Below are 23,757 nucleotides of genomic sequence, written 5' to 3' on the forward strand. Positions count from 1 at the left end.
CGCCGGAACGTCCTCGGCTTCCGAGGGTTGCCGGGGCATGGACGATCACGACCTTCGCAAGCTGGCCCTGCGCCTGTCCGTGGAAGCCTCGCCGGAAGCGCCCACGGGCGAGGGGCTGGGCCCGTGCGAGCCTTCCACGCCGCCGGCTACCCCGGCGGACGCCAAGGCGGCCTCCACGCCGGACGAAGAAGCGCAGGCCCTCGTGCCGATCAGCGCCTGGACCTCGCCGGAGGACGCCAAGGTCATGGCCGCGGGCATGAAGGCCAAGGCCAATCCGGCCGAGTGGACCTTCGAGCGCCTGTGCCGGATGATCGAGGACTTCGAGAACAAGCTCAGCGCCGACGAGGAGATCGGCGCCACCATCGTCGGCGCGCCCGGCGAGGGGGCCTTCCGGGTCGACGACATCGGCTTCTGGGGCCCGGACCTGATCATGTTCTACGGCAAGAACCAGCACGGTCGCGCCGTTCGCCTGATCCAGCACTATCAGCAGCTGTCGGTGCTGCTGTCGGCCCTCCCGCGCGAGGAGGAGGCCAGGCCGGCCCGCCGCATCGGCTTTGCGCTCCGCTCGCGCATGGAGGAGGCGGCGGCCGACAATGCGCCGGCCCCGCCGCCGGGCGGTCAGGCGCAGGCCGGGCCGGGGAAGGCGCCCGTGGGCAGAGGCGAACGCCCCTGACCTAGAGCTTCAGCGCCGTGTCCGTCGCCCGGACCAGGGCGTCGACTATGCCGGGTTCGGTCGAGGCGTGGCCGGCGTCGGGGATCACGTCCAGCCGGGCCTCGGGCCAGGCCTTCTTCAGCGACCAGGCGCTCTCCATCGGCGTGACCACGTCGAAGCGGCCCTGCACGATCCAGGCGGGGATGTGACGGATCTTGTCGATGTTCTTCAGGATCCAGCCGTCTTCCGGCAGGAAGCCGCCGTTGACGAAGTACCAGCACTCCAGCCGCGCGAAGGCGGTGGCGAAGTCGGGCTGGGCGAATTTGTCGGGCCGCGCCTCGGGACCGCGCACCGAGATGGTGTCGCCCTCCCACGAGCTCCAGGCGATCGCCGCCTCGGTCTGCACGACCGGGTCGCGATGGGTCAGGCGTTTGAAGTAGGCCGCCATCAGGTCGCCGCGCTCGGCCTCCGGGATCGGGGCCAGGAAACGCTCCCAGGCGTCGGGGAACAGCATGGAGGCCCCGTCCTGGTAGAACCAGGCCAGCTCCCGCTTGGTCAGCAGGAAGATCCCGCGCAGGATCAGCGCCTCGACCCGGTCGGGGTGGGTGATGGCGTAGGCCAGCGCCAGGGTCGACCCCCACGAGCCGCCGAACACCGTCCACTTTTCGATGCCGCAGCGCTCGCGCAGCCGCTCGATGTCCTCGATCAGGGTCCAGGTGGTGTTGTCTTCCAGCACCGCGTGTGGGCGGGACTTGCCGCAGCCGCGCTGGTCGAACAGCACGGTGCGCCAGGAGGTCGGATCGAAGAACCGGCGCATGCCGGGGTTCACGGCCCCCCCGGGGCCGCCGTGCAGCACCACGGCCGGCTTGCCGCCGGGCGCGCCGCATTCCTCGTAGTAGACCTCGTGGACCGAGCCCGTCGGCATCCAGCCGTAGGCGAACGGTTCCACTTCCGGATAGAGGCCGCGTCGGGCGGCGTCGATATTGAAGGCGGCCATCGCGTTCCTGTCTCCGAAACCGATGGTCACCCGTCAAGTTTTTCGTGCGGCGAAGCTTTCACCCGGACCGCCGTCCAGGCGAGCGCGGCCCAGCCCGCCAGCATCAGGACGCCGCCGATCGGCGTGACCGCGCCCAGCACGCGCGGGCCGCCCAACGCCATGGCGTAGAGGGTGGCGGCGAACACCGCCCCGCCCAGGTTCAGCAGCAGGGCGGCGGTCCGCGAGCGCCCGGCGCAGGCCAGGGCGGCGACCGCGTGCGCCAGCTGGTAGGCCGAACCGGTCCGCAGCCACGCGACCGCCTGCGGATCGCTCACGGCGTGGGCGGCGAAGGCGCCCAGGGCCACCGCCGCGAAGCCGTTGCCGGCGGCGAACAGGACGGCGGCGCGGTCTTGCCGATACATGTCAGGCTCCGTTTGCGTAGCGAGCCCTACCGCGTGGCGTCGACTCTGGTAAGCGGAAACCCGTGAAGGGCTCCACCCGTATTTCCGTCGCCTACGCCCTGCTGTTCACCGGCACCGGCGTCAGCCTGCCCTACATCTCGCTGTGGCTTCGGGCGGAGGGGCTGAGCGGGGCGGACATCGGCGTGATACTGGCCGCGCCCATGCTGGCCCGCATCGTCACCGGTCCCTTGCTGGCCGTATGGGCCGACAGCTTCCGGCTGCGGCGCACGGCCGTGGCGGTGCTGGCCTCGGTCACCTTCTGCGCCTACGTCGGCATGGCGCTGACCCGCGGCTTCGCGGCCTGGCTGCCGCTGTGGTTCGTGGCCGCCTCGTGCCTGGGCGCGATCCTGCCGCTGCTGGACGTGTTCTGCCTGCGCCGGTCGCGCAAGGACGGCTTCGACTACGCCCGCCCGCGCGGCATCGGCTCGCTGGCCTTCGTCGTCGCCAACGTGACCATGGGGGCCCTGCTGGCGATCTACACGACCGAGCTGATCATCGTCTGGGTCGCCGCGGTCAACGCCCTGCTGGCCCTGGCCGCCTGGCGGATCCTCCCCCACGAGCCGGTGGCCGACGACGGCGTGACGACCAGTCACGCGGACCGGTTCGCGGGCCTGGGCCGGCTGCTGGGCGACCCGACCTTCATGACGGCCATCGTGTCGTTCGGCCTGATCCAGGCGGCCCACGCCTTCTACTACGGCTTCTCCATCCTTAGCTGGAAGGCGCAGGGCGTCCCCCAAGCCTGGCACGGCCTGCTGTGGGCCACCGGGGTGGCGGCCGAAATCGTGTTCATGTGGTTCATGCAGCCGTTCCGCCGCCGGATGGGCCCCTGGCGGCTGGTGATGCTGGGCGGAGCGGCGGCGATGGTGCGCTGGACCGCCATGGCGTTCGCCCCGCCGTTGGCCTGGCTGTGGCCGCTGCAGATGCTGCACGCCTTCAGCTTCGCGGCGGCCTTCCTTGGCGGCCTGCAGATCATCGAGAAGCTCACGCCGCGGGAGAGCTCATCGGCGGCCCAGACCCTGAGCTCGGCCCTGTCCAGCGGCCTCCTGACGGGGCTGGGCACCATCATGGCGGGGCCGCTGTACGACCGCTACGGCGCCGGCGGCTACCTGGCCATGACGGCCATGGCCGGGCTGGGCCTGGTCGGGGTGTTCCGCCTGCGCAGGATGGTCGAGGCGAAGGGCTGAGCGCCCGTTCCGGATGGCGACCATCCGGAACGGGATCTCAGGCGTGGTCGCCGATGGCCGCGTCGATCAGCAGGTAGGTGCGGCCGGGTTCGGAGGAGAGCAGGGCGATCGTCATGTAGCCGTCCTCGTCCTTGCGCCGGGCGTCCTCCAGCAATTCCTCGTAGCGGGTCACATAGCGCTCGGCCTGGGCGCGCAGGCCCTTGTCCGACAGCACGCGGCGCGAGATCCGGCGGATCGCCGCCGGAGCCACGCGGCGGACCACCTCGCGGGCGGTGTCCGGATCGCCCTCATGGAAGGCGGCGGCGGCCTCCTCGACCCGCGCGCGGGGCAGCAGGGCGTTGGGATCGACGCCCAGGGCCTCGATCTCGTCGATCAGGCGGTCGGCCAAGTGCTCGTCGTCGACCTCCGGCTCGCCGGCCGGCGCCTTGTCCATGCCGCCCAGCAGGTCGCGCCAGGTCCAGCCGTCGGGCTCCTTCTTGCCGGCGGCGGCGTCGAACACGGTCTTGAACTCGTCGTCGGTCGCGGTCGGCGTCAGCTTCAGGCGAGGACGCAGGCCGGCGGGCGGCGCGGCGGGCGCTTCCGGCTCCGGACGGCGCTCGCGGCGCGCCGGCGCGGCTTCCGGCTGGGCCGGCGCCCGAGGGGCCGACGCGCCGTCGCCGGTGACCATGCCCATCATGCGCACGGTCTCCGACAGCATCTCGTAGTTCCGCTTCACGCGCTCCTGGAAGGCGGCGTCGACAGACTCGGTCTCCTCGGCCGCGCGGCGGGCGGCCGAGGCCAGGGCTTCGAGCCCCTGCTCGACGGCTTCCTTGATGTCGGCGACGTGGGCGTGGGCCTCGCGCGGCAGGCGGGCGACCCGCTGGTCGATCTCGCCCAGCGCCGATTCCACGTCGATCAGGGCCCCGCGCAGGGCGTTCAGGTTGGCGTCGAGGCGCGCGCCGGCGCGTTCGCCGGCCTCTTCGACCAGGGCGGAGGATTCGTCGATCAGGCGACGGGCCGTGTTCATCCGCGAGTCGAAGGCGTCGTCGGCCCGCTTGCCGGCCTCGAAGGCGGCCTCGCCCAGCCGGTCGACCCGGGCGCGGGCGGATTCCACCGAGGCGTCGGCCGAGCGGCGCGCCTCCTCGGCGGCGGCGGACAGGTCGGCCACGGCGCGGCTGGCGTCCTCGACCAGCTCGTCGCGGATCTGGGCGGCGGCGTCGGCCAGGCGTTCGATCGCCTCGCGGGTGCGGGTCTCGGACAGGTGGCGCTCGGCCTCAGACATCTCCGCCAGCTCGCGGAACTGCACGGCGGCCCCCTGCACCAGGTCGCGCATGGCTTCGGCGCCCTTGGCCGAGGTCTCGCCCAGTTCGCCGGCGGCCAGACGGGTGTGCGACAGGGCTTCGGTCAGCTGGGCGCGCTGGGTCTCGACCTGGGCGGAGAAGTCCTCCTGGTCGGTGCGCAGGGCGTAGGCGGCGGCCACCAGGGCCGCGCGGCTCTGCGACAGGCTCTCTTCGACCGAGCGGATCTGCTCGGCCACGCCGGTGCCGGCGGTCTCCAGGCGCATGGTCTGGCGGGCCAGGTCGTCGGCGGCCAGGCGCGCGGCGTCCTGGGCCTCGCCGGCGGCGGCGGCCAGGTCGGCGGCGCGCGCGGCCAGGGCGGCCTCGGCTTCGCGCAGCTGGGTCTGGGCGAGGTCGGAGGCGTCGGCGATCATCCGCGCCTGGCGCTCGACCGCGTCGACCACGCCCACCGACTGTTCGTCGAGGGTGCGGCCCAGCTTGCCCATCTCCTCGCGTTCGCGGCCCAGGGACTCGCCCAGGGCGCGGGCCGCGCGCGCGGCGGTCTCGGCGGCTTCGTTGAGGCGACGGGTCTCCACTTCCAGCGCGTCGCGCAGGGCGGCCAGTTCGGTCCGCGCCCGATCGGCCGCGCCGGTGGCCTGGTCGATCTCGGCGCGGATCTCGCGCACCACCTCGGCGGAGCGCTCGGACGCCAGGGCGGCCGGGGCCACCATGGCTTCGGACAGGTCGCGGGCGCGGCGGACCTCGGCGGCCAGGCGCGAGCCCTGACGGGCGACGTAGGCCATGACGAACAGCAGGCCGGCCGGGCCGATCGCCAGCAGGGCCAACAGCGCGGTGCGCAGCGGCGTCAGTTCGAAGGCGTTCTCGTAGCCGATGATGTAGGCGCCCACGCCGCCGACGCAGGCGGCCCACATCACCGCGGCCAGGGCGGCCAGCAGGTAGAGCAGGGTCGGCTTGTCCTTGGCGGCCGGCCGCTGGCCCGGACGGCGGTCGCGCGGGGCCGGGGGACGCGACAGCGCCGCCGGCGGCGTCTCGAACGCCTTGGCCACGGGCGCGGGCGTGTCCTGCACGGGCGGTTGCGGCTGCGGCGGCAGGCTCGGCTCAGGCCGGCCCTCGCCGCCGTCGGGTTCCGCCTTCGCCTCGACCGGCGGTTCCTCGCGCGCGGGCGCGACGGTCGCCGGATCCGGATCGACCTTTTGCGTCAGGGTCAGGGGCGGGCGGGATCGAACTCTCATGCGCGGCTCGTCTTGATCGCGCGCAGGCACGCAGACTGCGTATTTTCGCGCGTAAGACGAAACCTAGCCGCAAGTCCCGGACTCGGGAAGCGGAATGCGATTCGGGCGCGCGCCGTGGCGCGCTCAGCAGTCCTCGCCGGTCTCGGCCTTAGAAGTCGTCTCGGCGGCCGTCTGTTCCGGCTGGCCCGTGCGCTGGATCTCCGGCCGGTCGCCGGCTTGCGGCGCGTGCAGGTCGATCCCGAACTGGGCGAACAGGGCGACCGCCAGCGAAGTCACCACCGCGGCGATGAACTCGACGATCCCCTCCACCGCCCGCCTCCTCGGACTGCGATGGCGGCGTTATCTGACGAACATGGCCGCCCGGCAATGTGGGCGGCCATGAACTTTCGTTACGAGAGGGCGCGGCCCTTTCCGGGGGAGGGCGGAAAGGGCCGCGGGTCGGGTCAGCGCTTGCGGCAGAGCACGTCGCGCAGGACCGGCTGGTTGAAGACGACCCGGCCGGTGCGGTCGATAGCGCGCCGCGCGGTCTCGCTGTCGTCGTAGAAGGCCGGGGCGCCCAGGCCCAGGCGACGGCAGAAGAACTCCGCGCCGCCGCGCGCCGAGGCCACGTCGAGCCCGTTCAGCTTCGGCTGCCGGAAGAAGACCGTGGCGCGGCCCTCGTAGCCGTCGCGGATCGTGGAGGAGCCGCCGGTGGGGCGGTCGTCCCCCGGACGGTCGTCGCGCAGGGGCTCGGCCGACGAGACCATGCGGTTCAGGTTGAACCGGCCGAGGTCGCGCACGTCGCCGCTGACGGTCTGGCAGCGGCCGCCGAAGTCGGCGTGCTCGCAGATGCGCCACGCCCCGTCGCCGTCCACGCGCAGGCTCTGGGCCTTGTCGTTGAAGCCGCTGCGGGTGAAGTCGCGGTCGCGGGCGTCCAGCGTGAACGAGCGGCCCTGGAAGTTCGGATATTCGTAGAAGGTCACGCGGGCGCGGCCCTGGTCGCCGGGCCAGTCGCCGCGGCGGATCTCGGCGCTCTGCGACTGGGCGGAAGCGGCCGTCGCGCCGAGGACGGCGAGGCCGGTGAGGACGAGGGCGAGGGGCCGTTTCATGATTTTGTCTCCGGTGAGCTCGTTTGCTCTTGAGGACACCATAACAGCCAAGCCTGAACCGGCGTCGAACGCGGATCTTCATCTCGCGTTCACCTTCAGCGCGGGCCTGGGAAACCGCCGCGCTTCCCGGGTGTTGTCATGCCGACCGGAAACGCCATGGCGGCGGCCGGGGAGGGACCGACCGTCTTGCTGCTGCTGCCCGGAGCCACCTGCTGGCGTGTCGAGCGCGCCGGACGGGCGTCATTCCTTATGGAGAACGCGGCCTACTTCGCCGCGCTTCGGGACGCCCTGCTGAACGCACGGCGCTCGATCCTCCTGCTCGGCTGGCAGTTCGATCCGCGCACACGGCTGGATCCGGCCGCGCCGGCCCACGACCGCACCGGCGAGATCGGTTTTCTGCTGCGCAAGCTGGCGCGCGAGAACCCGAACCTGGACGTCAAGCTCTTGATCTGGCGCTCGCCCCTGCCGATCGCCTGGTCCCAGGACTTCTTTCCGATGCGGGCCGGGGCCTGGTTCAAGACGCAGGCGGTCGACTTCCGCCTCGACCGCGCCCGGCCGCTGGGGGCCTGCCACCACCAGAAGGTCGTGGTGATCGACGACAAGCTGGCCTTCTGCGGCGGCGGCGACGTGTCGGTGGACCGCTGGGATACCGCCGAGCACCTCGACCACGATCCGCGCCGCTGCACGCCGACCGGCCTGATCTGCCAGCCGCGTCACGAGGTCATGGCCATGGTCGACGGCGCGGCCGCGCGCGCGCTGGGCGATCTGGCGCGCGAGCGCTGGCGGGAGAAGACCGGCGAGCGCCTGCTGCCGGTCGAGGCGGAAGGCGATCCCTGGCCCGAGGGGGTGAAGCCCGACCTGCACGACGTGCGCGTCGGCATAGCCCGCACCGAGCCGGCCTGGCGCGGGCGCCCCGGCGTGCGCGAGAACGAGGCCCTGCACCTGGAGGCGATCGCCTCGGCGCGGAAGCTGATCTACCTGGAAAACCAGTACGTCACCTCGCCGGTGATCTCGGCGGCGCTGGCCCTGCGGCTCCAGGAGCCGGACGGGCCGGAGGTGGTCATCGTCTCGACCGCGCGGAGCCCCAGCTGGTTCGACCAGGCGGCCATGGACGGCGCACGCGGCGCCCTGCTGGCCCGCTTGCGGGCGGCTGACGCGCACGGGCGGTTCAGCGCCTGGACGCCGCTGACCGAGGAGGGCGGGGTGGTCGTCGTGCACTCCAAGGTGACGATCGTCGACGACCGCTTCCTGCGGGCAGGGTCGACCAATCTGAACAATCGCTCCTGCGGGTTCGACACGGAGTGCGACGTCGCCGTGGAGGCCGAGCGGGAAGGCGACGCGACGGCCCGCTTCATTCGCGCCTTCCGCCGCCGGCTGATCGGTCATTTCGTCGGGGTCTCGACCGAGTCCTATGCGGCGGCCGAGGAGGTGTTCGGCGGCGAGGTGGCCGGCACGATCCGGGCGCTGGATCCGGAAGGGCGGCGCCTGGCGCCGCTGGCGACCCGGCCGGCCTCGCGGGTGTCGAAGCTGATCGCCTACTGGCAGCTGGGCGATCCGTTCTCCCCGTCCGACGCCTGGCGACCGTGGCGGCGAAGACCGCTGGCGCGGCTGGTCAAGACCGCGGCGGCTCAGCCGGGCGAAGCGGCCCCGGACTGATCGAGCTCGAAGTCGATCACAAGCGGCAGGTGGTCCGAGGCCATGCGGGCCAGCGGCGAGAACGGGGCCTGCACGCCGGTGATCCGCACCGAGGGGCTGATGAAGCAATGGTCGATGCGCAGCACCGGGAAACCCGACGGGAAGGTCGGCACGGTGCGGGGGACGGCCGGCGTCTTCTGGGCGTCGCGCAGGCGGCTGGCGACCCGGGCGTAGGGACGGGTGACCGAGGTGGCGTTGAAGTCGCCGACCAGCATCACCGGATCGCGGCAGTCGGGATGGCCCAGCCATTCACGCCCGACCAGGGCGGCGGCCTGCAGGCGCTGCTCGCGCGGCACCAGGCCGAGGTGCGTGTTGAGCACCTGCAGCTCGACCCCGCCGACGTCCACCGCCACCCACAGCGCCCCGCGCGGCTCGTTGCCCGGCACGCCGGTGATGCCGGGCAGGGAGGCGGCGTGCACCAGCCGCTCGGGGAGGTGGGTCAGGACCGCATCGCCGTAGAGCTCTTCCTCCACCCGCATGGCCGGATGGAAATGGAAGGTCATTTCCAGCCGCTTGGCGATGGCGTGGGCCTGGTCCACGCCCTGGGTGCGGGCGCGGCCGACGTCGAGCTCCTGCAGGCACACGATGTCGGGCTCGGAGTCGGCGATCACCGCCGCGATCCGTTCCACGTCCAGCTTCCGGTCCACGCCGACGCAGCGGTGGACGTTGTAGGTCATGATCCGAGGCATGGCGCTCGGTGACTAACGCGGGGCGATCAGATTTCGACCAGTCGGTCCGGCAGTTCGTTCGGGTTTTCCGCGCCGGGCGGGAAGTGCTCGGCCAGCACCTTGCCGCACATGCCGATGGCCTCGACGAAGCCGTCGGCCGGGCGGCCGGCCTTGACCTGACGGACCAGGGCGGCGACCGCGTCGCCCCAGTGCTCCGCGCCCACCTTGGCGTGAATGCCCTCGTCGGCGACGATCTCGACGTGGTGGTCGGCCATGGAGGCGAAGATCAGCACGCCCGTGCGTCCGGCGGTCAGGTGCATGCCCTTGGCCAGGAACTGCTCCATCGCCGCCTTGTGCACCCGCTGGCGCTTCAGGCTGCGCGGGGTCAGGAAGCGGCGCACCGGCGGCAGGGAAGCGATCAGCAGCACCAGCACGAACACCGCCGCCTGCACCAGGGCGTAGGCGGTCAGCGCCGCGCCGACCGCGGCGTCGGTGGCCGACAGGTGCGCGGCGGTCCAGCCGCCGTCCAGGCCTCGCAGCCAGCCCAGGTCGAAGCCGAACGGCACCAGGGCCAGCGGCGCCAGCAGGGCGGCGACCGCCGCCCAGGCCAGCGGCACTTCGCGATAGTCGGAGACCTCGCGGGCGATCACGCAGATGATCTCGCCGGAGGTGTTGGCCTCGGCTTCGGCGATGGCCGCGTCGACGCGCGCGTGATCGGCGTTTGAAATCTTCATCTCACCACCCCCCCGAAGCGCCGCCGCCACCGAACGAACCGCCGCCGCCGCTGAAGCCGCCGCCGCCGCCGCCGCTGCCGCCGCCGCGACCGCCGCCGCTGCTGAGCAGGCTCCACAGGATGATCGGCAGCAGGCCGCTGTCGCGGCCGGGACGCCGGCGGCCGAAGCCGAGCGCGCGGAACACCGAGGTGAGGATGAAGAAGGCCACGAAGGCGATGAAGATGATCGCTTCCGGCTCGATCCGCGCCGGCTTGGCCTTCATCTCCTCGGCCGCTTCCTTGGCGCGCGCCTGCGCCTCGGCCGGGTCGAGGGTGAGTTGCTGGATCACCGCGTCGGTGCCGGCGACCACGCCGCCGGGATAATCGCCGTCGCGGAAGCGGGGCAGGATCTTCTGCTGGATGATGACGCTGGACAGGGCGTCGGTCAGGACCGGCTCCAGGCCGTAGCCGACCTCGAGCCGCACCTTGCGCTCGTTCGGCGCGACGATCAGCAGGACGCCGTTGTCGGCGCCCTTCTGGCCGATCTGCCAGTGCCGGCCCAGCTGGTAGCCGTAGTCCTCGATCTCGTAGTCCTGCAGCGAGGGCACGGTGACCACCACCATCTGGTCGGTGGTCGCCTGCTCCAGCGCGGCGAGCTTCTGGTCCAGCTCGGCCTCGGTCTCGGGCGGCAGGATGTTCGCCTGATCGACCACGCGGCCGGTCAGGGGCGGGAACTTCGGTTCCGCCTGGGCCCCTGGCGCGAACGCCAGGACGGCCACGAACGCGAGCGCCGTCGTACGGACGGCGCTCGCCAGGTTCGAGAGGATCATCGGGCCGGGGCGGGCGCCGTCGAGCCCGGCGCCGCCGAGGAAGCGCCGCTCGCCGGGGCGGGCCCGCCGAGGTTGAAGTTCACGCTGGGCGCGGCCTGGGCGCCGGCGGCCGCTTCGAACAGCTGCATCGGCTTGGAGCCGGCGTGGATGGTCTTGGCCCAGATGACGGTCGGGAAGGTGCGCAGCGAGATGTTGTAGTCGGTCGCAGCCTGGTTGTAGTCGCGCCGGGCGATGGCGATCCGGTTCTCGGTGCCTTCCAGCTGCGACTGCAGGGCCAGGAAGTTCTGGTTGGACTGCAGCTGCGGATAGTTCTCGACCACCAGCAGCAGTCGGCCCAGCGAGCTCGACAGCTCGTTCTGGGCGGCCTGGAACTGCTTGAACTTGGCCGGGTCACTGAGGTCGTCGGCGCTGACGTTGACCGAGGTCGCGCGAGCGCGGGCGTTCACCACGTCGGTCAGCACGGTGCGTTCCTGCACCGCCGCGCCCTGCACGGTGGCCACCAGGTTCGGCACCAGGTCGGCGCGCCGCTGGTACTGGGCCTGCACGTCGCCCCAGGCCTGCTTGGCCCGTTCTTCCTTGGTCGGGATGGTGTTGATCCCGCACCCCGCCAAAGCCACCGCGCCGGCCGCCACGGCCAGCAAAGCCATCAGACGTTTGGCTACGATCTTCATCTCGGTCCCCCTGCGCCAGCGCGCCGGTTTTCATATCAGGCGCAAGTGACAGCGTTATTTCACCGGAAAGGCAAGGGCCGCCTTTGTTCGCTGGCCCTCCAACCAAGGAAAATTAATCACCTTCTGGAATCCTGGCGGACCGAAGGAAAGGCGCCTGGGTGTTCCGGATCCTCTCTTGCCTGACGACCGCGCATGATTGGCGCCTCGTTCCGGTGGCGGCGCTGGTCTGTCTGGCGGCGACGCTCACCGCCTTCCGGCTGTACGCCAAGGCTTGCGCCTACAAGGGCGGACTGCGCGCGACCTGGACCGGCTTCACCGGCGTGGCCGCCGGGGCGGGGGTCTGGGCCACCCACTTCATCGCCGTGCTGGCCTACGAGCCGGGTTTCCGCACCGGCTACGCCCTGGGCCCCACCGCCCTGTCCCTGCTGGTCGCGATCGCGAGCACGGCGGCGGGCTTCGGCCTGGCCAGCTTCGGCGGCCCGCGCTGGCGCGCGGCCGGCGGCGCGCTGCTGGGCCTCGGCGTCGGCGCCATGCACTACACCGGCATGTCCGGCCTGCGGACCGAGGGCGTGCTGAGCTGGGACCCGGGCCTGGTGCTGGCCTCCCTGGCCGTGGGCGCGACCCTGTCGACCGCCGCCCTGTTCGCGGCCGGGAGCGCGACGAGCTGGCGGCGTTCCGCCGGCGCGGCGGTGCTCTACATGCTGGCCATCTGCAGCCTGCACTTCACCGGCATGGGCGCGATCACCATCGTGCCGGACTCCTCGGTCGCCGTTCCGCCGGAGCTCTTGGACCACCACACCCTGGCGGTCGCGGTCACCAGCCTGGCCGTCATGATCCTGTGCGCCGCGGTCGGCGCCACGGTGATGGAAGGGGTCGGCCGCCGGGACTCGCTGCGAAGCCTGCGCGGGGCCGTGGAGGCCTTGCCGCAGGCCATGTGCCTGTTCGACGCCGAGGACCGCTGCGTGATCTGGAACTCGCGGTACGAGGCGCTGAACATCGACAGCGTCGTGCGGCTGCGTCCCGGCCTGCCGTTCCGCGAGATGCTGGAAGCGGACCTGGCCGCCGGCCAGTATCCGGAGGCCGCCGGCCGCGAGGCGGAGTGGCTGGACGAACGCCTGGCCGCGCGCCGCGCCGCGCCCTGTACGCTGGAGCAGCGCACCGTCGACGGGCGCTGGATTCGTGTCGAGGACCGCCGCGCCGCCGACGGCGGGGTGGTCTCGGTGCTGACCGACGTCACCGACCTGAAGCGCGACGCCGAGGTGCTGGCCCAGGCCCGTGACGCGGCCGAGGCCGCCAACCGGGCCAAGAGCGAGTTCCTGGCCAATATGAGTCACGAAATCCGCACGCCCCTGAACGGCGTGCTGGGCGTGGCGGACGTGCTCGCCGGCCGGCCGATGGCCGCGAACGATCACGAACTGGTCGAGGTGATCCGCGCCTCGGGGCGGACCCTGGAGCGCCTGTTGTCGGACGTCCTCGACCTCGCGCGCGTGGAATCCGGGCGGCTCGATATCCAAACCGAGGCGTTCGATCTCGGAGACGCGGTTTGTTCCGTCGCGGCGCTGGCCGTGCCGCTGGCCGAAGCCAAGGGCATCGCTCTGAAGGTCGAGGCGGCGATCGACGCCGATCACGTCTTCGGCGATCCGATCCGCCTCAAGCAGGTGCTGACTAACCTGATCAGCAATGCGGTGAAGTTCACGGAGCGCGGTGAAGTGACCGTGCGGATCGTCCGGAACGGCGACGTCTACGAGTTCTCCGTGCGCGACACCGGGCTCGGCTTCGACGCCGCAACCAAGGCGCGCCTGTTCGACCGCTTCGAACAGGCCGACGGTTCGATCACCCGACAGTTCGGCGGCGCCGGCCTTGGATTGGCGATCTCGCGCCAGCTCGTCGAGCTTATGGGCGGGCGGCTGGAGTGCGACAGCACACCCGGAGCAGGCTCGACGTTCACCTTCGCCCTGCCGCTGCCGTCGGCCCCCAAAGCTCCCCCGGCGGACTTTCCGGCGACGGCTCCAGCGGTCGGGGCCGACCGGCCGATGCGCGTACTGCTGGCCGACGACCATCCGACCAACCGCCGGGTGGTGGAGCTGGTGCTCGACCAGGCCGGGGTGGAGCTGACCGCGGTGGCCGACGGCCTCGCCGCGCTGGAGGCTTTCCGCGTGGGCGCCTACGACGCCGTGCTGATGGACATGCAGATGCCGGTGATGGACGGGCTCTCGGCCACCCGGGCGATCCGCGACTACGAGCGGGATCGGGGGCTTGTCGCCACGCCGGTGATCATGCTGACCGCCAACGCCCTTCCCGAGCACGTCGAGGCGGCTCTGGACGCCGGCGCCGTGCGCCACCTGCCCAAGCCGATCTCCGCGCCTGGCCTGCTCATGGCCCTGGCCGAGGTCGTCGAAGAGCGCGCCGCCGCCTGAGCGGCCTCCGCCCGGCTTGCGCAGGCGGCCGAAGCGGTCCTGAGTGCCCGGCCATGCGTCAGGCCGTCCACACTCTCGAGATCGCCACGCCGGGGCGGGGCCTGACCGACGTCACCCGTCCGACCCGGGCCTGGGTCGACGCCCAGGGCATGGGCGAGGGCCTGCTGACCGTGTTCTGCCGGCACACCTCCGCCTCTCTGCTGATCCAGGAGAACGCCGACCCGGACGTGCGCGCCGACCTGGAGGCCTTCTTCGCCCGTCTCGCGCCGGAGCAGCCGGGCCTCTACCGGCACGACGCCGAAGGGCCGGACGACATGCCGGCCCACATCCGCGCGGCCCTGACTCAGACCCAGCTGTCGATTCCGCTGGTCGGCGGCCGCCTGGCGTTGGGGACGTGGCAGGGGATCTATCTGTTCGAGCACCGCCGCCGGCCGCACGCGCGCGAACTGGCGCTGCACCTGATCGGCGCCTGAAGCGGCCGCAGCGCCCGGAGGGGTCGCGCTGTCAGATTATGCGGAAGGAAGAATGGTGGGTGTACAAGGATTCGAACCTTGGACCCGCTGATTAAGAGTCAGCTGCTCTACCAACTGAGCTATACACCCGTCGCCGAAGCGAGGGCGCTCCTATAGGGGCTCACGCGCGGCTGGGCAAGCGCTCAATTCACTCGCGCGCCGCTTTGATGAGACCGACGTTCGGTCAACGGCAGACCCCGCCCGCAGATGCGCCGCCAGACAGGGCCTGAGTCGGGCGCCGACCGGCCTCAGGCCACTTCGTCGACCCGCGAAATCCTTGCGCGTCCGTAATGATACGGACGCTAAAACATCGGTTTTCTATAAAGATTACATGCATTTAATTTCGGCGCGCGATCGTGGCCCCGTGCGAAAACCCTTATTTTATTGGGAACTCGATTGTTGGATTGTTGCAGATTCGTAACAAGCTGAAGCGGGTATGACACCGGTGTTACAAAGCGTCTGGCCGGGCGTGCGCGCCCGTAGCTAAGCCTCTCCCCCTGCGACAGTCGCAGGCCGGGTCGCACGCCCGGTTGTTTTTGGGGGAAGTGAAATTCTCATGCTTAAAAGGCATCTGCTCGGCACCACCGTGGTCGCCGGGTTTGCCGCGCTCGGGGCGATGTCCATCGCGCCGGCCGCTTACGCTCAATCTGACGAAGCCAAGCCCGCCGAGGCTTCGGATCAGGAAAAGGCCGCCGACCAGGCCAACGTCGACGAACTGGTCGTCGTGGGCTCGCGTCTGCGTCGCGACACCTTCAACTCGCCCTCGCCGGTGCAGGTGGTGACCCGCGAAGAAACCATCATGGCCGGCTACGCTTCGGCCACCGCCGCCCTGCAGGGCACGGCGGTCACCGGTGGCGGCGCGCAGATCAACAACGCCTACGGCGGCTTCGTGACCAACGGCGGTCCGGGCGCCAACACCATCGGCCTGCGCGGCCTGGGCGCCGGGCGCACCCTGGTGCTGATCAACGGCCGCCGCGTGTCGCCGGCCGGCACCCGCGGTTCGGTCGGCTCGGCCGACCTGAACGTGCTGCCGAACGCCATGATCGACCGCGTGGAAATCCTGCGCGACGGCGCCTCGTCGATCTACGGCTCCGACGCCGTCGCCGGCGTGGTCAACGTCATGACCCGCAAGAGCGTCGACGGCCTGGAGTTCGAAGGCCAGTACAACATGCCGGCGCACGACGGCGGCGACGAGTCCCGCTTCTCGATCGTCGGCGGCACGCACGGCGACAACTGGCGGATCTCGGGCTCGTACGAGCACTACGAGCGCTCCGACCTGACCCTGGCCGATCGGGAATGGACGCGTTGCAACCGCGACATGATCCTGAAGAACTCGAACGTCCCGGCCAGCCTGCGCGAGACGATCGACCCGGTCACCGGCAAGGAAAAGTGCTACCCGATCACCGCGACCGGCTCGAACGGCGTGACGATCAACACGCTGGGCACCAGCAACATCAGCGGCGGCGTCGCGGCTCCGGGCGCGACGGGCACGACCTTCAACCGCTGGCGTCCGAACTCGGCGGTGACCACCGGCCTCGTCGGCTGGGAAGGCGTCGGCGGCGGCTCGACCACGAACACCAACATCCGCGACACCTTCGATCCGCGCACCCTGAACCGGTCGCTGATCTCGCCGGTGCAGATCGACACGGTGTTCGCCCAGGCCAGCTACGACCTGCACGCGCTGGGCGACGCCGAAGTGTACGGCGAGCTGCTGATCAACCAGCGTGACTCGCAGCAGACCGGCTACCGTCAGCTGTCGCTGGACTACCTGAAGGGCAGCCTGCTGATCCCGACCAACCTGCAGGGCAGCACCCTGGCGTCGGGGGCGACCAACACCTTCAGCGGCATCTTCCCGGGCCGTGACATCGGCGTGCGCAGCTTCATCGGCTTCGGCAACGACAAGAGCTCGCAGGGCGTCGACTTCACCAAGTTCACCGCCGGCGTTCGCGGCGACTTCTTCCTGCCCGAGTGGCGCTACGACGTGAACGTCACGTCCTCGCGCTCGGACTCGACGTACTCGCAGCAGTCCTGGATCACGCCGCGTCTGGGCGAGTCGCTGGACGTGGTGGCCGCTCCGGCCAGCATGGACCCGGCCCTGGTCCGCAAGGGCGCCGACGGCGTGACCAACGTCACCTGCGCGGTGAACATCACCAACCCGACCATCCGCTGTATCCCGGCTCCGGTGGTCAACGCCCAGAGCGTCGGCGGCGACCTGCCGGCGGACTGGATCAACTACACCTGGAAGACGGTCACCGGCTCCACCAAGTACAAGGAGACCCTGGTCAGCGCTTCGGTCGACGGTCCGCTGTTCGACCTGCCGGCGGGCAAGGTGATCGGCGCCTTCGGCGTCGAGTTCCGTGACGCGCACATCGACGACTCCCCGGCGCCGGAAAGCGTCGCGTCGCAGCTCTACAACCTGACCTCCTCGCAGCCGACCCGCGGCGAAGATTCGGTTTGGGAAGCTTTCGGCGAAGTCGAAGTGCCGATCCTGGCCGATCTGCCGTTCGCCGACGAGCTGACCGTCAACCTGTCGGCCCGTTACACCGACTACGACTCGTACGGCGCGGACTGGACCCACAAGGTGGCGGGCGTCTACAGCCCGTTCAGCTGGGCCTCGCTGCGCGCGTCCTACGGCACCTCGTTCCGCGCCCCGGCGCTGTTTGAGCAGTTCCTGGGCGCCACCACCGGCTTCGCGCAGGCCACGGTCGACCCGTGCACCCCGGGCGGCCTGGGCGCGAGCGATCCGGTCGTCATCGCGAACTGCCTGGCCGAAGTCGGTCCGGGCTTCACCCAGACCAGCGGCATCACCATCTACGGCGGTGGCGGCGCGGCTCAGGGCCTGAAGGCCGAAACCTCCGAGAACGTGACCTTCGGCCTGATCCTGCAGCCGGAACTGCCGAGCGCCTTCGGCAAGCTGGACGTGGCGGTCGACTACTTCGAGGTCGACATCCGCAACGGCGTGAACCGCATCGGGTCGAACAACCTGATGAGCCTCTGCTACTCCGACCCGAACTTCCGCGGTCCGGGCAGCGAAGGCTGGTGCCGTTACGTCACGCGTGACTCCGGCAAGAAGCTGACCATCTACGACAGCTACACCAACGTCTCGCGCCAGTACGTCGAAGGCATCGACTACAACGTGCGTTGGTCGCGTGAAGTCGGCCCCGGCGATCTGCGCGTCACCGCCGGCGTCACCCAGTACCTGTCGCAGGCCTCGGCCACCTTCGAGGACGCGCCGCTGATCGAGTCCAACGGCAGCCTGACCTCGCCGGAGTACACCGGCACCCTCGACGCCAGCTACAAGCTGGACAAGTGGACCTTCCGCTACGGCGCGGAATGGGTCGGGGCTCAGGACAGCGCGTTCCGTCGTCCGGCCACCGTTCCGGGCTTCCCGACCGTGAAGTGGACCGACGTCTACGACGTGAGCGTGCCGGACTACTTCCTGCACCACCTCTCGGTCCGCTACCAGGCGGACGACTGGTCGGCCATCGTGGGCGTCCGCAACGTGTTCGACGAGGAGCCGCCGACCATCTCGGCCGACGGCCGTACGAACCGTATCGGCAACGCGCCGCTGTACAGCGGCTACGACTACGTGGGCCGGTCCTTCTTCGTGAACCTCTCGAAGAAGTTCTGATCCAGGCGTAGCCACGGGAATTTGGGCGGCGGACTCCGGTCCGCCGCCCATTTTTTTTATGAAGCCGGTCAAAGGCCTCGCTTATCCCGTAGCGCTACGGACAAAAAATGGTCACAATTGCGCCGGGAGCCGGACATGATTCCGGGCGGGCGCGGGCGGGCGTCCGCATCTTCCTTATTCCGCCCGGTCGGACCAAGTATCCCCGATGGAGAGTTCCCCATGGCCGCGGCCCTTCCGGCAGGAGCGACGATGGACGAAGACGCGCCGATCGACGTGGGCGACGTCATGACTCTCATAGGGATGGAGCTGCGCCGCGCGCAGATCGCCTCGACGCGGCGGTTCGGCGAGCTGCTCGGGCCCAAGGGCGTCGCCCCCGGCCAGTACAGCGTGCTCAAGCTGATCGTCGCCAACCCCGGCCGCACCCAGTCGGCCCTGGCCGAAGCCCTGCGGCTGGACCGCTCGACCATGGTGCCGATCATCGACCGGCTGGAGGAGAGCGGCCTGGTGCGCCGGGTGCGCAAGCCGTCCGACCGCCGGGCCTACGCCCTGCAGGCCACCCCGGCCGGCGAGGCCTTCCTGGCCGAAATCGAGCCGCTGATCTCCTCGCTGGAAGCCGACATGGCCGCCAGCCTGGATCCGAACGAACGCGCCGTCCTGCTCAAGCTGCTGCGCCGGGTGACGGATTCGCTGGAGGCCGGCGACCGCTGAGCGGTCCGGCCTAAGCGTTTCGTTCACCAGCCGCGCCGATATTCCGACGCTTGAAGTCGGAGCGCGACGCTGCGCGCTCCAGGGAGGCGGACATGGCCAGGCGCGACCTGACTGGAGCGGTGGACTTCTCGGTGCTGGAGCGGCTGGCCGCCGGCGACGCGACCGTCGTCGAGGAGGTGCTGGACCTGTTCCGCGAGCAGGCGGCCCTGTGGGCGCCCCTGCTGGACGCCTCATCTCCGGGCTGGCGCGACGCCGCGCACACGGTGAAGGGCGCCTCCGGCGGCATCGGCGCCCACGCCCTGGCCGAAGCCTGCGGCCAGGCGGAAGCCTGTTCCGACGAGCTGGCCCAGCCGGCCCTGGACCGCGTGAAAGACGCGCTCGACACGGCCCTGGCCGACGTCGCCGCCTACCTGCACGAACGCGCGCTTCAGTCGCTGCGGGCGTCCTGACCGCGCAGGCGGTCAAAGGTCCCGAACTCGTGGGCGATGCAGCGGTCGATCAGGAGCCGCCACACCGGCTCGGCGATCGCCGGCGACAGGCCGGCCGGACCGGCCGCCGCCAGCACCTTGGCCACAACGTCCTCGATGCGCGCGTCGTCGTGCACGACCGAGCGGTCCGGCTTGATGCGCGCGGCGGCGTCCATGTAGCGCTGGCGCTCGGCGAGCAGGGTCACGAGGGCGCGGTCCAGCGCGTCCACGCCCTGGCGGACCTCCGCCATGGTCGTGCAGGCCTCGGGAGCGATCCGCGGATCGACGGGAAGGGTGGTGGGCGACGACATGGCCTCAGCGTTTAGGCCGTTCGCGCCCGCGCGCCAACCGCGAAGCTTATCGAGGTTTTCCTCGAGGCGATCCGGCCGTAAATAGCGCCGCGTCGCCGCCTCCCCGCGGCGGCCCTCCGGCCCGACAGGATCTCGATGACCCAGCACTCCGCGCCCGTCACCCTCGCCCCCGCGGGCGGCGACCACACGACCGACGTGATCATCGTCGGCGCCGGCCCCTGCGGCCTGTTCGCGGTGTTCGAGCTGGGCCTGCTCGACATGAAGGCGCACCTGATCGACATCCTGGACAAGCCGGGCGGCCAGTGCGCCGAGCTGTATCCGGAGAAGCCGATCTACGACATTCCGGCCTGGCCCGTGATCTCGGGTCAGGAGCTGACCGACCGGCTGATGGAGCAGATCGCGCCGTTCCACCCGACCTTCAGCCTGGGCGAGATGGCCACGGCGCTGGAGAAGACCGCCGACGGCAAGTGGAAGCTGACCACCGACATGGGCACCACCATCACCGCGCCGGTGGTGGTGATCGCCGCCGGCGGCGGCTCGTTCCAGCCGAAGAAGCCGCCGATCCCGGGCATCGAGGCGTTCGAGCAGCAGGGCGAGGGCCTGGGCGTGTTCTACGCCGTACGCCGCATGGAGCAGTTCCGCGGCCGCAAGCTGGTGATCTCCGGCGGCGGCGACTCGGCGCTGGACTGGGTGCTGAACCTGCAACCGCTGGCCGAGTGGGTGACCTTGATCCACCGCCGCGACGACTTCCGCGCCGCCCCGCACTCGGTGGCCAAGATGCGCGCCCTGGTCGAGGCCCGGAAGATGGACCTCGTGATCGGCCAGGCGGTCGAGCTGCAGGGGCCGGACGGCCCGCTGGAATCGGTGCTGGTCGAGGACAATTCGGGCGCGCGCCACTCCATCGCCTGCGACGCCTTCCTGCCGTTCTTCGGCCTGACCATGAAGCTGGGGCCGGTGGCCGAATTCGGCCTGAACCTGCACGAGAACCTGATCCCCGTGGACACCGAGAAGTTCGAAACCTCGACCTCGGGCATCTTCGCGGTCGGGGACATCAACTGGTACCCGGGCAAGCTGAAGCTGATCCTGTCCGGCTTCCACGAGGCGGCGCTGATGGCCCAGCAGGCCTTCCGCTACGTCTATCCGGAGAAGAAGCTGCGCTTCCAGTACACGACGAGCTCCAGCGACCTGCAGCGCAAGCTCGGGGTGAAGTGAGCCTTGCTCCTCCCCTGTGAGCGGTAGCGAACGGGGGAGGGGGACCGCCCGAAGGGCGGTGGTGGGGGCGAGCCGGCGCAGGACGGCTGGCGAATTTCAATGTCTGACGGAGCGGGCTGGGTACGCCCCCTCCACCATGCTCTGCATGGTCCCCCTCCCCCGCTTCGCAGGGGAGGAGAAAACTACCCCGCCCCGGGCTCGCGGGCGCGGCGCAGGATGACCTTGTCGATGCGGCGTTCGTCCATGTCGACGATCTCGACCTCGTAGCCGTCGACGCGCACCACCTCGCCCTCCTCGGGGATGCGGGCCACTTGATGCAGGATCAGGCCGGCCAGGGTGTGGTAGCCGGCGTCGGTCTCGAACTTCTCGCCCAGGGCCTGGCCGAGGTCGACCAGGTCCACCGAGGCGTCGACCAGGTAGGAGCCGTCCTCGCGCGGGCGCAGCACCGGCTCGGCGGTGTCGTGTTCTTCCGGGAAGTCGCCGGCGATCATCTCCAGGATGTCGGCGGTGGTCACCACGCCCTGGAAGGCCCCGAACTCGTCGACCACGAAGGCGATGTGCAGGCGCGAGCCCTTGAACAGCTCCATGGCCCGCAGCAGCGAGGCGGTCTCGGGGATGAACAGGGGCGTCTGGACCAGCGGCTCCAGGTCGAGCCGGCCGGTGTCGAGGAAGGCGTCCAGCAGGTCCTTCTTGTGGACGACGCCCTGGGGGTTGTCGATGTCGGCCTCGCGGGTGACCACAATCCGCGAATAGGGGCAGGCGCGGACCTCCGCCCGCAGCTGGTCTTCGGGATCGGTCAGCGACACCCAGTAGACGTCCGGCCGCGGGGTCATGGCGACGCGCACCGGCCGGTCGCCCAGCCGCATGACCTCGTGGATCATCACCTCTTCCTGCGGCTCGATCACGCCGGCGCTGGCGCCCTCGGCCAGCACGGTGCGGACCTCCTCGTGGGTCACGGCCGAGCCGTCGCGGTCGCGTACGCCCATCAGCCGCAGCACGGCGGCGGTCGAATGGGTCAGCAGCGCCACGAACGGGCTCAGGGCCGAGGCGACGAAGGCCAGCGGCCCCGACACTCGAGACGCGATCGCCTCGGGGAAGATCTGCGCCAGGCGCTTGGGCACCAGTTCGCCGACGATCAGCGACAGATAGGTGATGATCACCACCACCAGCGCCGTCGCGATCGCGTGGGCGTAGGGCGCGAGCCCGGGAATCGTCGCCAGGGGGGCGGCCAGGGCGCCGGACAGGCTGGCCTGGCCGTAGGCGCCGGCCAGAATGCCGATCAGGGTGATCCCAACCTGCACCGCCGAGAAAAAGCGGGTGGGATCCTCCGACAGGGCCAGGGCCTTGGCGGCGCCCTTGTCGCCCTTCTCCGCCTGGCCCTGCAGCCTCGCTCTGCGCGAGGACACCAGGGCCATTTCGGACATGGAGAACAGCCCGTTCAGCAGAACGAGCAGAAGCACGACGACAATGGGCAGGAAGATCATCTATCCGGGGCCGGAGCGGCCGCCCTCACGGGGCGTGAGGCGGAATATGTCCGCTCGGCCGGATTAAGCAAAGGGGGAGGGGGCCGCGGCCCGGCGTCATTCCGCCGGCGGGCAGCCCGTGAAGGTGCCCGCCTTGGCGACCGACAGCTTGGCGAGGTTGAACTTGAAGGCGGGCTTCATCGAAGCCTTGCCGTGGCCGGTGAACAGGTCGATCCGGTTGCCCTTGATCGCCCCGCCGGTGTCGGAAGCGTACCAGTAGCCGTCGTGCTTGCTGCCGTCGGGCATGGTCATGCCTACGGTTTCGGCGATGAACAGGATGGTGCGCCGCGGGATCATGGTCGGATCGACCGCCACGGTGCGCATCGCCACCGGCTTGCAGCCGAGGGAATCCTTGCCGCCGACGCCGGCGGCGCCGAAGTGGTAGAGCGTCGCCTTCATCAGTCCCATCGGGGCGAGGCCGCCACCCAGCTTCTTGCCGGATTTCGAGCCCTGATCCTGATGGATGACCTTGTAGGCGGTCGAAGTGTTGGCCGCAGGGGCCGCGTGCGCGCCCGCCGCGGCGCCCGAAATGGCGAGAGCGGCGAGCCCGCCGAGAAGAAGTCGCATGGGTAGCTCCTGGTTCTCGAAACGGTCGGTGCAGGACTAAATAAGACCTACCGACGTTCCCGAGGCAACGATCACAGAGCGTTTCAGCGTGCGACACGCGCGCACACCCGAGCGCAAACCCTTTGAAAATCAGGGTCGAAGCGACCCTTCCCGCGACCGGGAACCGGCCCGGCCGCGTCGCGGGACGGGCCGTTCGGAACCAGTTTCGGGTCACTTATGCTGGTGTTCCACCTCGATATGCTCGTCTCAGGCGCTACGCCTTTCGGCGAGGATGAAATTGCATTGGGGGCCGGATGCGATCCGCTTGAGCGGGGCCGCGTTATTCGCCATTACTTAGAAACAATTCTCTGGCGGCCGCTCCCATGACCCTGCGCGTCTACGGCGACTCGATTTCCGGCAATTGCCACAAGGTGCGCTGGGTGCTGGACCGGCTGAGCCGTCCTTACGAGTGGCGCGAGACGGACGTGCTTTCCGGCGCGACCCGCACGCCGGAGTTCCTGGCCATCAATCCCGCGGGCCAGGTGCCGACCGTGGTGCTGGAGGACGGCCGCACCCTGGCGCAGTCCAACGCCATCATGCTGCACCTGGCTGAGGGAACCGACCTGGTCCCGGCCGACGCCTACGACCGCGCGCGCATGTTCGAATGGCTGTTCTGGGAACAGTACAGCCACGAGCCTTACGTGGCGGTGCGCCGCTTCCACCTGCACTACCTGAAGAAGGCCCCCGCCGAGCTGGATCCGAAGCTGTTTGAGCGCGGCTCGGCGGCGCTGGCCCGTATGGAGGCGGGGCTGGCCGACGGGGACTATCTGGCGGGCGGACGCCTCAGCCTCGCGGACCTGGCGCTGCTGGCCTACACGCGGCTTTCGCATGAAGGCGGGTTCGACCTTCGCCTCTATCCGCGGGTGCGGGCCTGGGTCGCGCGGGTCGAGGGCGATCTCGGCCTTCCGGCGGCCTGAGCGCGTC

General features: G+C 70.5%; 22 protein-coding genes and 1 tRNA gene. 10 read left to right on the plus strand and 13 right to left on the minus strand.

All coding sequences use genetic code 11. The features are described 5' to 3' along the window. The first annotated feature begins 37 nt into the window (after positions 1-37). Positions 38-673 carry a DUF6173 family protein gene (locus H8B08_RS04885; protein WP_187449080.1) on the plus strand — a complete coding sequence of 212 codons (636 nt, stop codon included), beginning with the start codon at positions 38-40 and terminating at the stop codon, positions 671-673. A 1-nt stretch (position 674) separates the two neighbouring features. On the opposite strand, the gene pip is transcribed toward H8B08_RS04885, so the two are convergent. Then, complete coding sequence (pip, locus tag H8B08_RS04890; RefSeq protein ID WP_187449081.1) at positions 675-1,649, minus strand: prolyl aminopeptidase; 975 nt, start codon at positions 1,647-1,649, stop codon at positions 675-677. Between the two features lie 26 nt (positions 1,650-1,675). After that, entirely contained in the window at positions 1,676-2,050 is a 375-nt protein-coding gene (locus tag H8B08_RS04895) for a DUF423 domain-containing protein (protein ID WP_187449082.1), read from the minus strand. Positions 2,051-2,112: 62 nt separating this feature from the next. Between H8B08_RS04895 and H8B08_RS04900 the strand changes: the two genes are divergently transcribed. Next, entirely contained in the window at positions 2,113-3,273 is a 1,161-nt protein-coding gene (locus tag H8B08_RS04900) for an MFS transporter (RefSeq protein WP_187449083.1), read from the plus strand. A gap of 37 nt (positions 3,274-3,310) precedes the next feature. Here H8B08_RS04900 and H8B08_RS04905 read toward each other — a convergent pair whose 3' ends face one another. The 3 genes from H8B08_RS04905 to H8B08_RS04915 all read right to left on the minus strand — a co-directional run bounded on the left by H8B08_RS04905 (position 3,311) and on the right by H8B08_RS04915 (position 6,870). Further along, positions 3,311-5,782, minus strand: coding sequence for a tipN (locus H8B08_RS04905; RefSeq protein ID WP_187449084.1), 2,472 nt, complete (start codon positions 5,780-5,782; stop codon positions 3,311-3,313). Positions 5,783-5,905: 123 nt separating this feature from the next. Then, positions 5,906-6,091, minus strand: a complete 186-nt coding sequence (locus tag H8B08_RS04910; protein ID WP_187449085.1) for a hypothetical protein — start codon at positions 6,089-6,091, stop codon at positions 5,906-5,908. A 134-nt stretch (positions 6,092-6,225) separates the two neighbouring features. Then, positions 6,226-6,870, minus strand: a complete 645-nt coding sequence (locus H8B08_RS04915; protein WP_187449086.1) for a beta/gamma crystallin-related protein — start codon at positions 6,868-6,870, stop codon at positions 6,226-6,228. Between the two features lie 138 nt (positions 6,871-7,008). On the opposite strand from H8B08_RS04915, the gene H8B08_RS04920 reads away from it, so the two are divergent. After that, positions 7,009-8,526, plus strand: a complete 1,518-nt coding sequence (locus tag H8B08_RS04920) for a phospholipase D-like domain-containing protein (RefSeq protein ID WP_255500663.1) — start codon at positions 7,009-7,011, stop codon at positions 8,524-8,526. Here H8B08_RS04920 and H8B08_RS04925 read toward each other — a convergent pair. The 4 genes from H8B08_RS04925 to H8B08_RS04940 are packed head-to-tail and all read right to left on the minus strand — an operon-like array spanning position 8,499 to position 11,446. Further along, on the minus strand, positions 8,499-9,254 hold the full coding sequence (locus H8B08_RS04925) for an endonuclease/exonuclease/phosphatase family protein (protein WP_187449087.1): 756 nt from the start codon (positions 9,252-9,254) through the stop codon (positions 8,499-8,501). The two genes, H8B08_RS04920 and H8B08_RS04925, sit on opposite strands and share 28 nt — an antisense overlap. A 26-nt stretch (positions 9,255-9,280) precedes the next feature. After that, positions 9,281-9,967, minus strand: coding sequence for a TPM domain-containing protein (locus H8B08_RS04930; RefSeq protein ID WP_187449088.1), 687 nt, complete (start codon positions 9,965-9,967; stop codon positions 9,281-9,283). Position 9,968: 1 nt separating this feature from the next. Next, positions 9,969-10,775 carry a YgcG family protein gene (locus H8B08_RS04935; RefSeq protein ID WP_187449089.1) on the minus strand — a complete coding sequence of 269 codons (807 nt, stop codon included), beginning with the start codon at positions 10,773-10,775 and terminating at the stop codon, positions 9,969-9,971. Further along, a complete protein-coding gene (locus H8B08_RS04940; RefSeq protein ID WP_187449090.1) occupies positions 10,772-11,446 on the minus strand; it encodes a LemA family protein in 675 nt (224 codons plus the stop codon). The genes H8B08_RS04935 and H8B08_RS04940 overlap by 4 nt, the downstream gene beginning before the upstream one ends. A gap of 158 nt (positions 11,447-11,604) precedes the next feature. Here H8B08_RS04940 and H8B08_RS04945 point away from each other — a divergent pair, with 158 nt between their 5' ends. Next, entirely contained in the window at positions 11,605-13,863 is a 2,259-nt protein-coding gene (locus H8B08_RS04945) for an ATP-binding protein (RefSeq protein WP_187449091.1), read from the plus strand. A 53-nt stretch (positions 13,864-13,916) separates the two neighbouring features. Next, complete coding sequence (locus H8B08_RS04950) at positions 13,917-14,336, plus strand: secondary thiamine-phosphate synthase enzyme YjbQ (protein ID WP_187449092.1); 420 nt, start codon at positions 13,917-13,919, stop codon at positions 14,334-14,336. Positions 14,337-14,389: 53 nt separating this feature from the next. On the opposite strand, the gene H8B08_RS04955 is transcribed toward H8B08_RS04950, so the two are convergent. Beyond that, positions 14,390-14,465: transfer RNA gene (locus H8B08_RS04955), tRNA-Lys, on the minus strand. Between the two features lie 466 nt (positions 14,466-14,931). Here H8B08_RS04955 and H8B08_RS04960 point away from each other — a divergent pair. The 3 genes from H8B08_RS04960 (at position 14,932) to H8B08_RS04970 (ending at position 19,163) form a co-directional block, all read left to right on the plus strand. Beyond that, a complete protein-coding gene (locus tag H8B08_RS04960; RefSeq protein ID WP_187449093.1) occupies positions 14,932-18,006 on the plus strand; it encodes a TonB-dependent siderophore receptor in 3,075 nt (1,024 codons plus the stop codon). 249 nt (positions 18,007-18,255) lie between these two features. Then, positions 18,256-18,714, plus strand: coding sequence for a MarR family winged helix-turn-helix transcriptional regulator (locus H8B08_RS04965; protein WP_187449094.1), 459 nt, complete (start codon positions 18,256-18,258; stop codon positions 18,712-18,714). Between the two features lie 92 nt (positions 18,715-18,806). Continuing rightward, positions 18,807-19,163 (plus strand): Hpt domain-containing protein, encoded by a 357-nt coding sequence (locus H8B08_RS04970; protein ID WP_187449095.1) that lies wholly within the window; start codon positions 18,807-18,809, stop codon positions 19,161-19,163. Here H8B08_RS04970 and H8B08_RS04975 read toward each other — a convergent pair. Continuing rightward, the gene (locus tag H8B08_RS04975; RefSeq protein WP_187449096.1) at positions 19,142-19,492 is read right to left on the minus strand and encodes a chorismate mutase; all 351 of its coding nucleotides are present in this window, start codon (positions 19,490-19,492) and stop codon (positions 19,142-19,144) included. The genes H8B08_RS04970 and H8B08_RS04975 overlap by 22 nt on opposite strands. Before the next feature lie 135 nt (positions 19,493-19,627). On the opposite strand from H8B08_RS04975, the gene H8B08_RS04980 reads away from it, so the two are divergent. After that, positions 19,628-20,704, plus strand: a complete 1,077-nt coding sequence (locus H8B08_RS04980) for an NAD(P)/FAD-dependent oxidoreductase (protein WP_187449097.1) — start codon at positions 19,628-19,630, stop codon at positions 20,702-20,704. A gap of 182 nt (positions 20,705-20,886) precedes the next feature. On the opposite strand, the gene H8B08_RS04985 is transcribed toward H8B08_RS04980, so the two are convergent. Both H8B08_RS04985 and H8B08_RS04990 read right to left on the minus strand, forming a co-directional pair. Then, on the minus strand, positions 20,887-22,188 hold the full coding sequence (locus H8B08_RS04985; RefSeq protein ID WP_187449098.1) for a hemolysin family protein: 1,302 nt from the start codon (positions 22,186-22,188) through the stop codon (positions 20,887-20,889). 96 nt (positions 22,189-22,284) lie between these two features. Continuing rightward, entirely contained in the window at positions 22,285-22,794 is a 510-nt protein-coding gene (locus H8B08_RS04990) for a 3D domain-containing protein (RefSeq protein ID WP_187449099.1), read from the minus strand. A gap of 362 nt (positions 22,795-23,156) precedes the next feature. On the opposite strand from H8B08_RS04990, the gene H8B08_RS04995 reads away from it, so the two are divergent. After that, a complete protein-coding gene (locus H8B08_RS04995) occupies positions 23,157-23,750 on the plus strand; it encodes a glutathione S-transferase family protein (RefSeq protein ID WP_187449100.1) in 594 nt (197 codons plus the stop codon). Positions 23,751-23,757 lie beyond the last annotated feature (7 nt).

The sequence above is a fragment of the Caulobacter sp. 17J80-11 genome (assembly GCF_014349105.1).
Classification (GTDB): domain Bacteria; phylum Pseudomonadota; class Alphaproteobacteria; order Caulobacterales; family Caulobacteraceae; genus 17J80-11.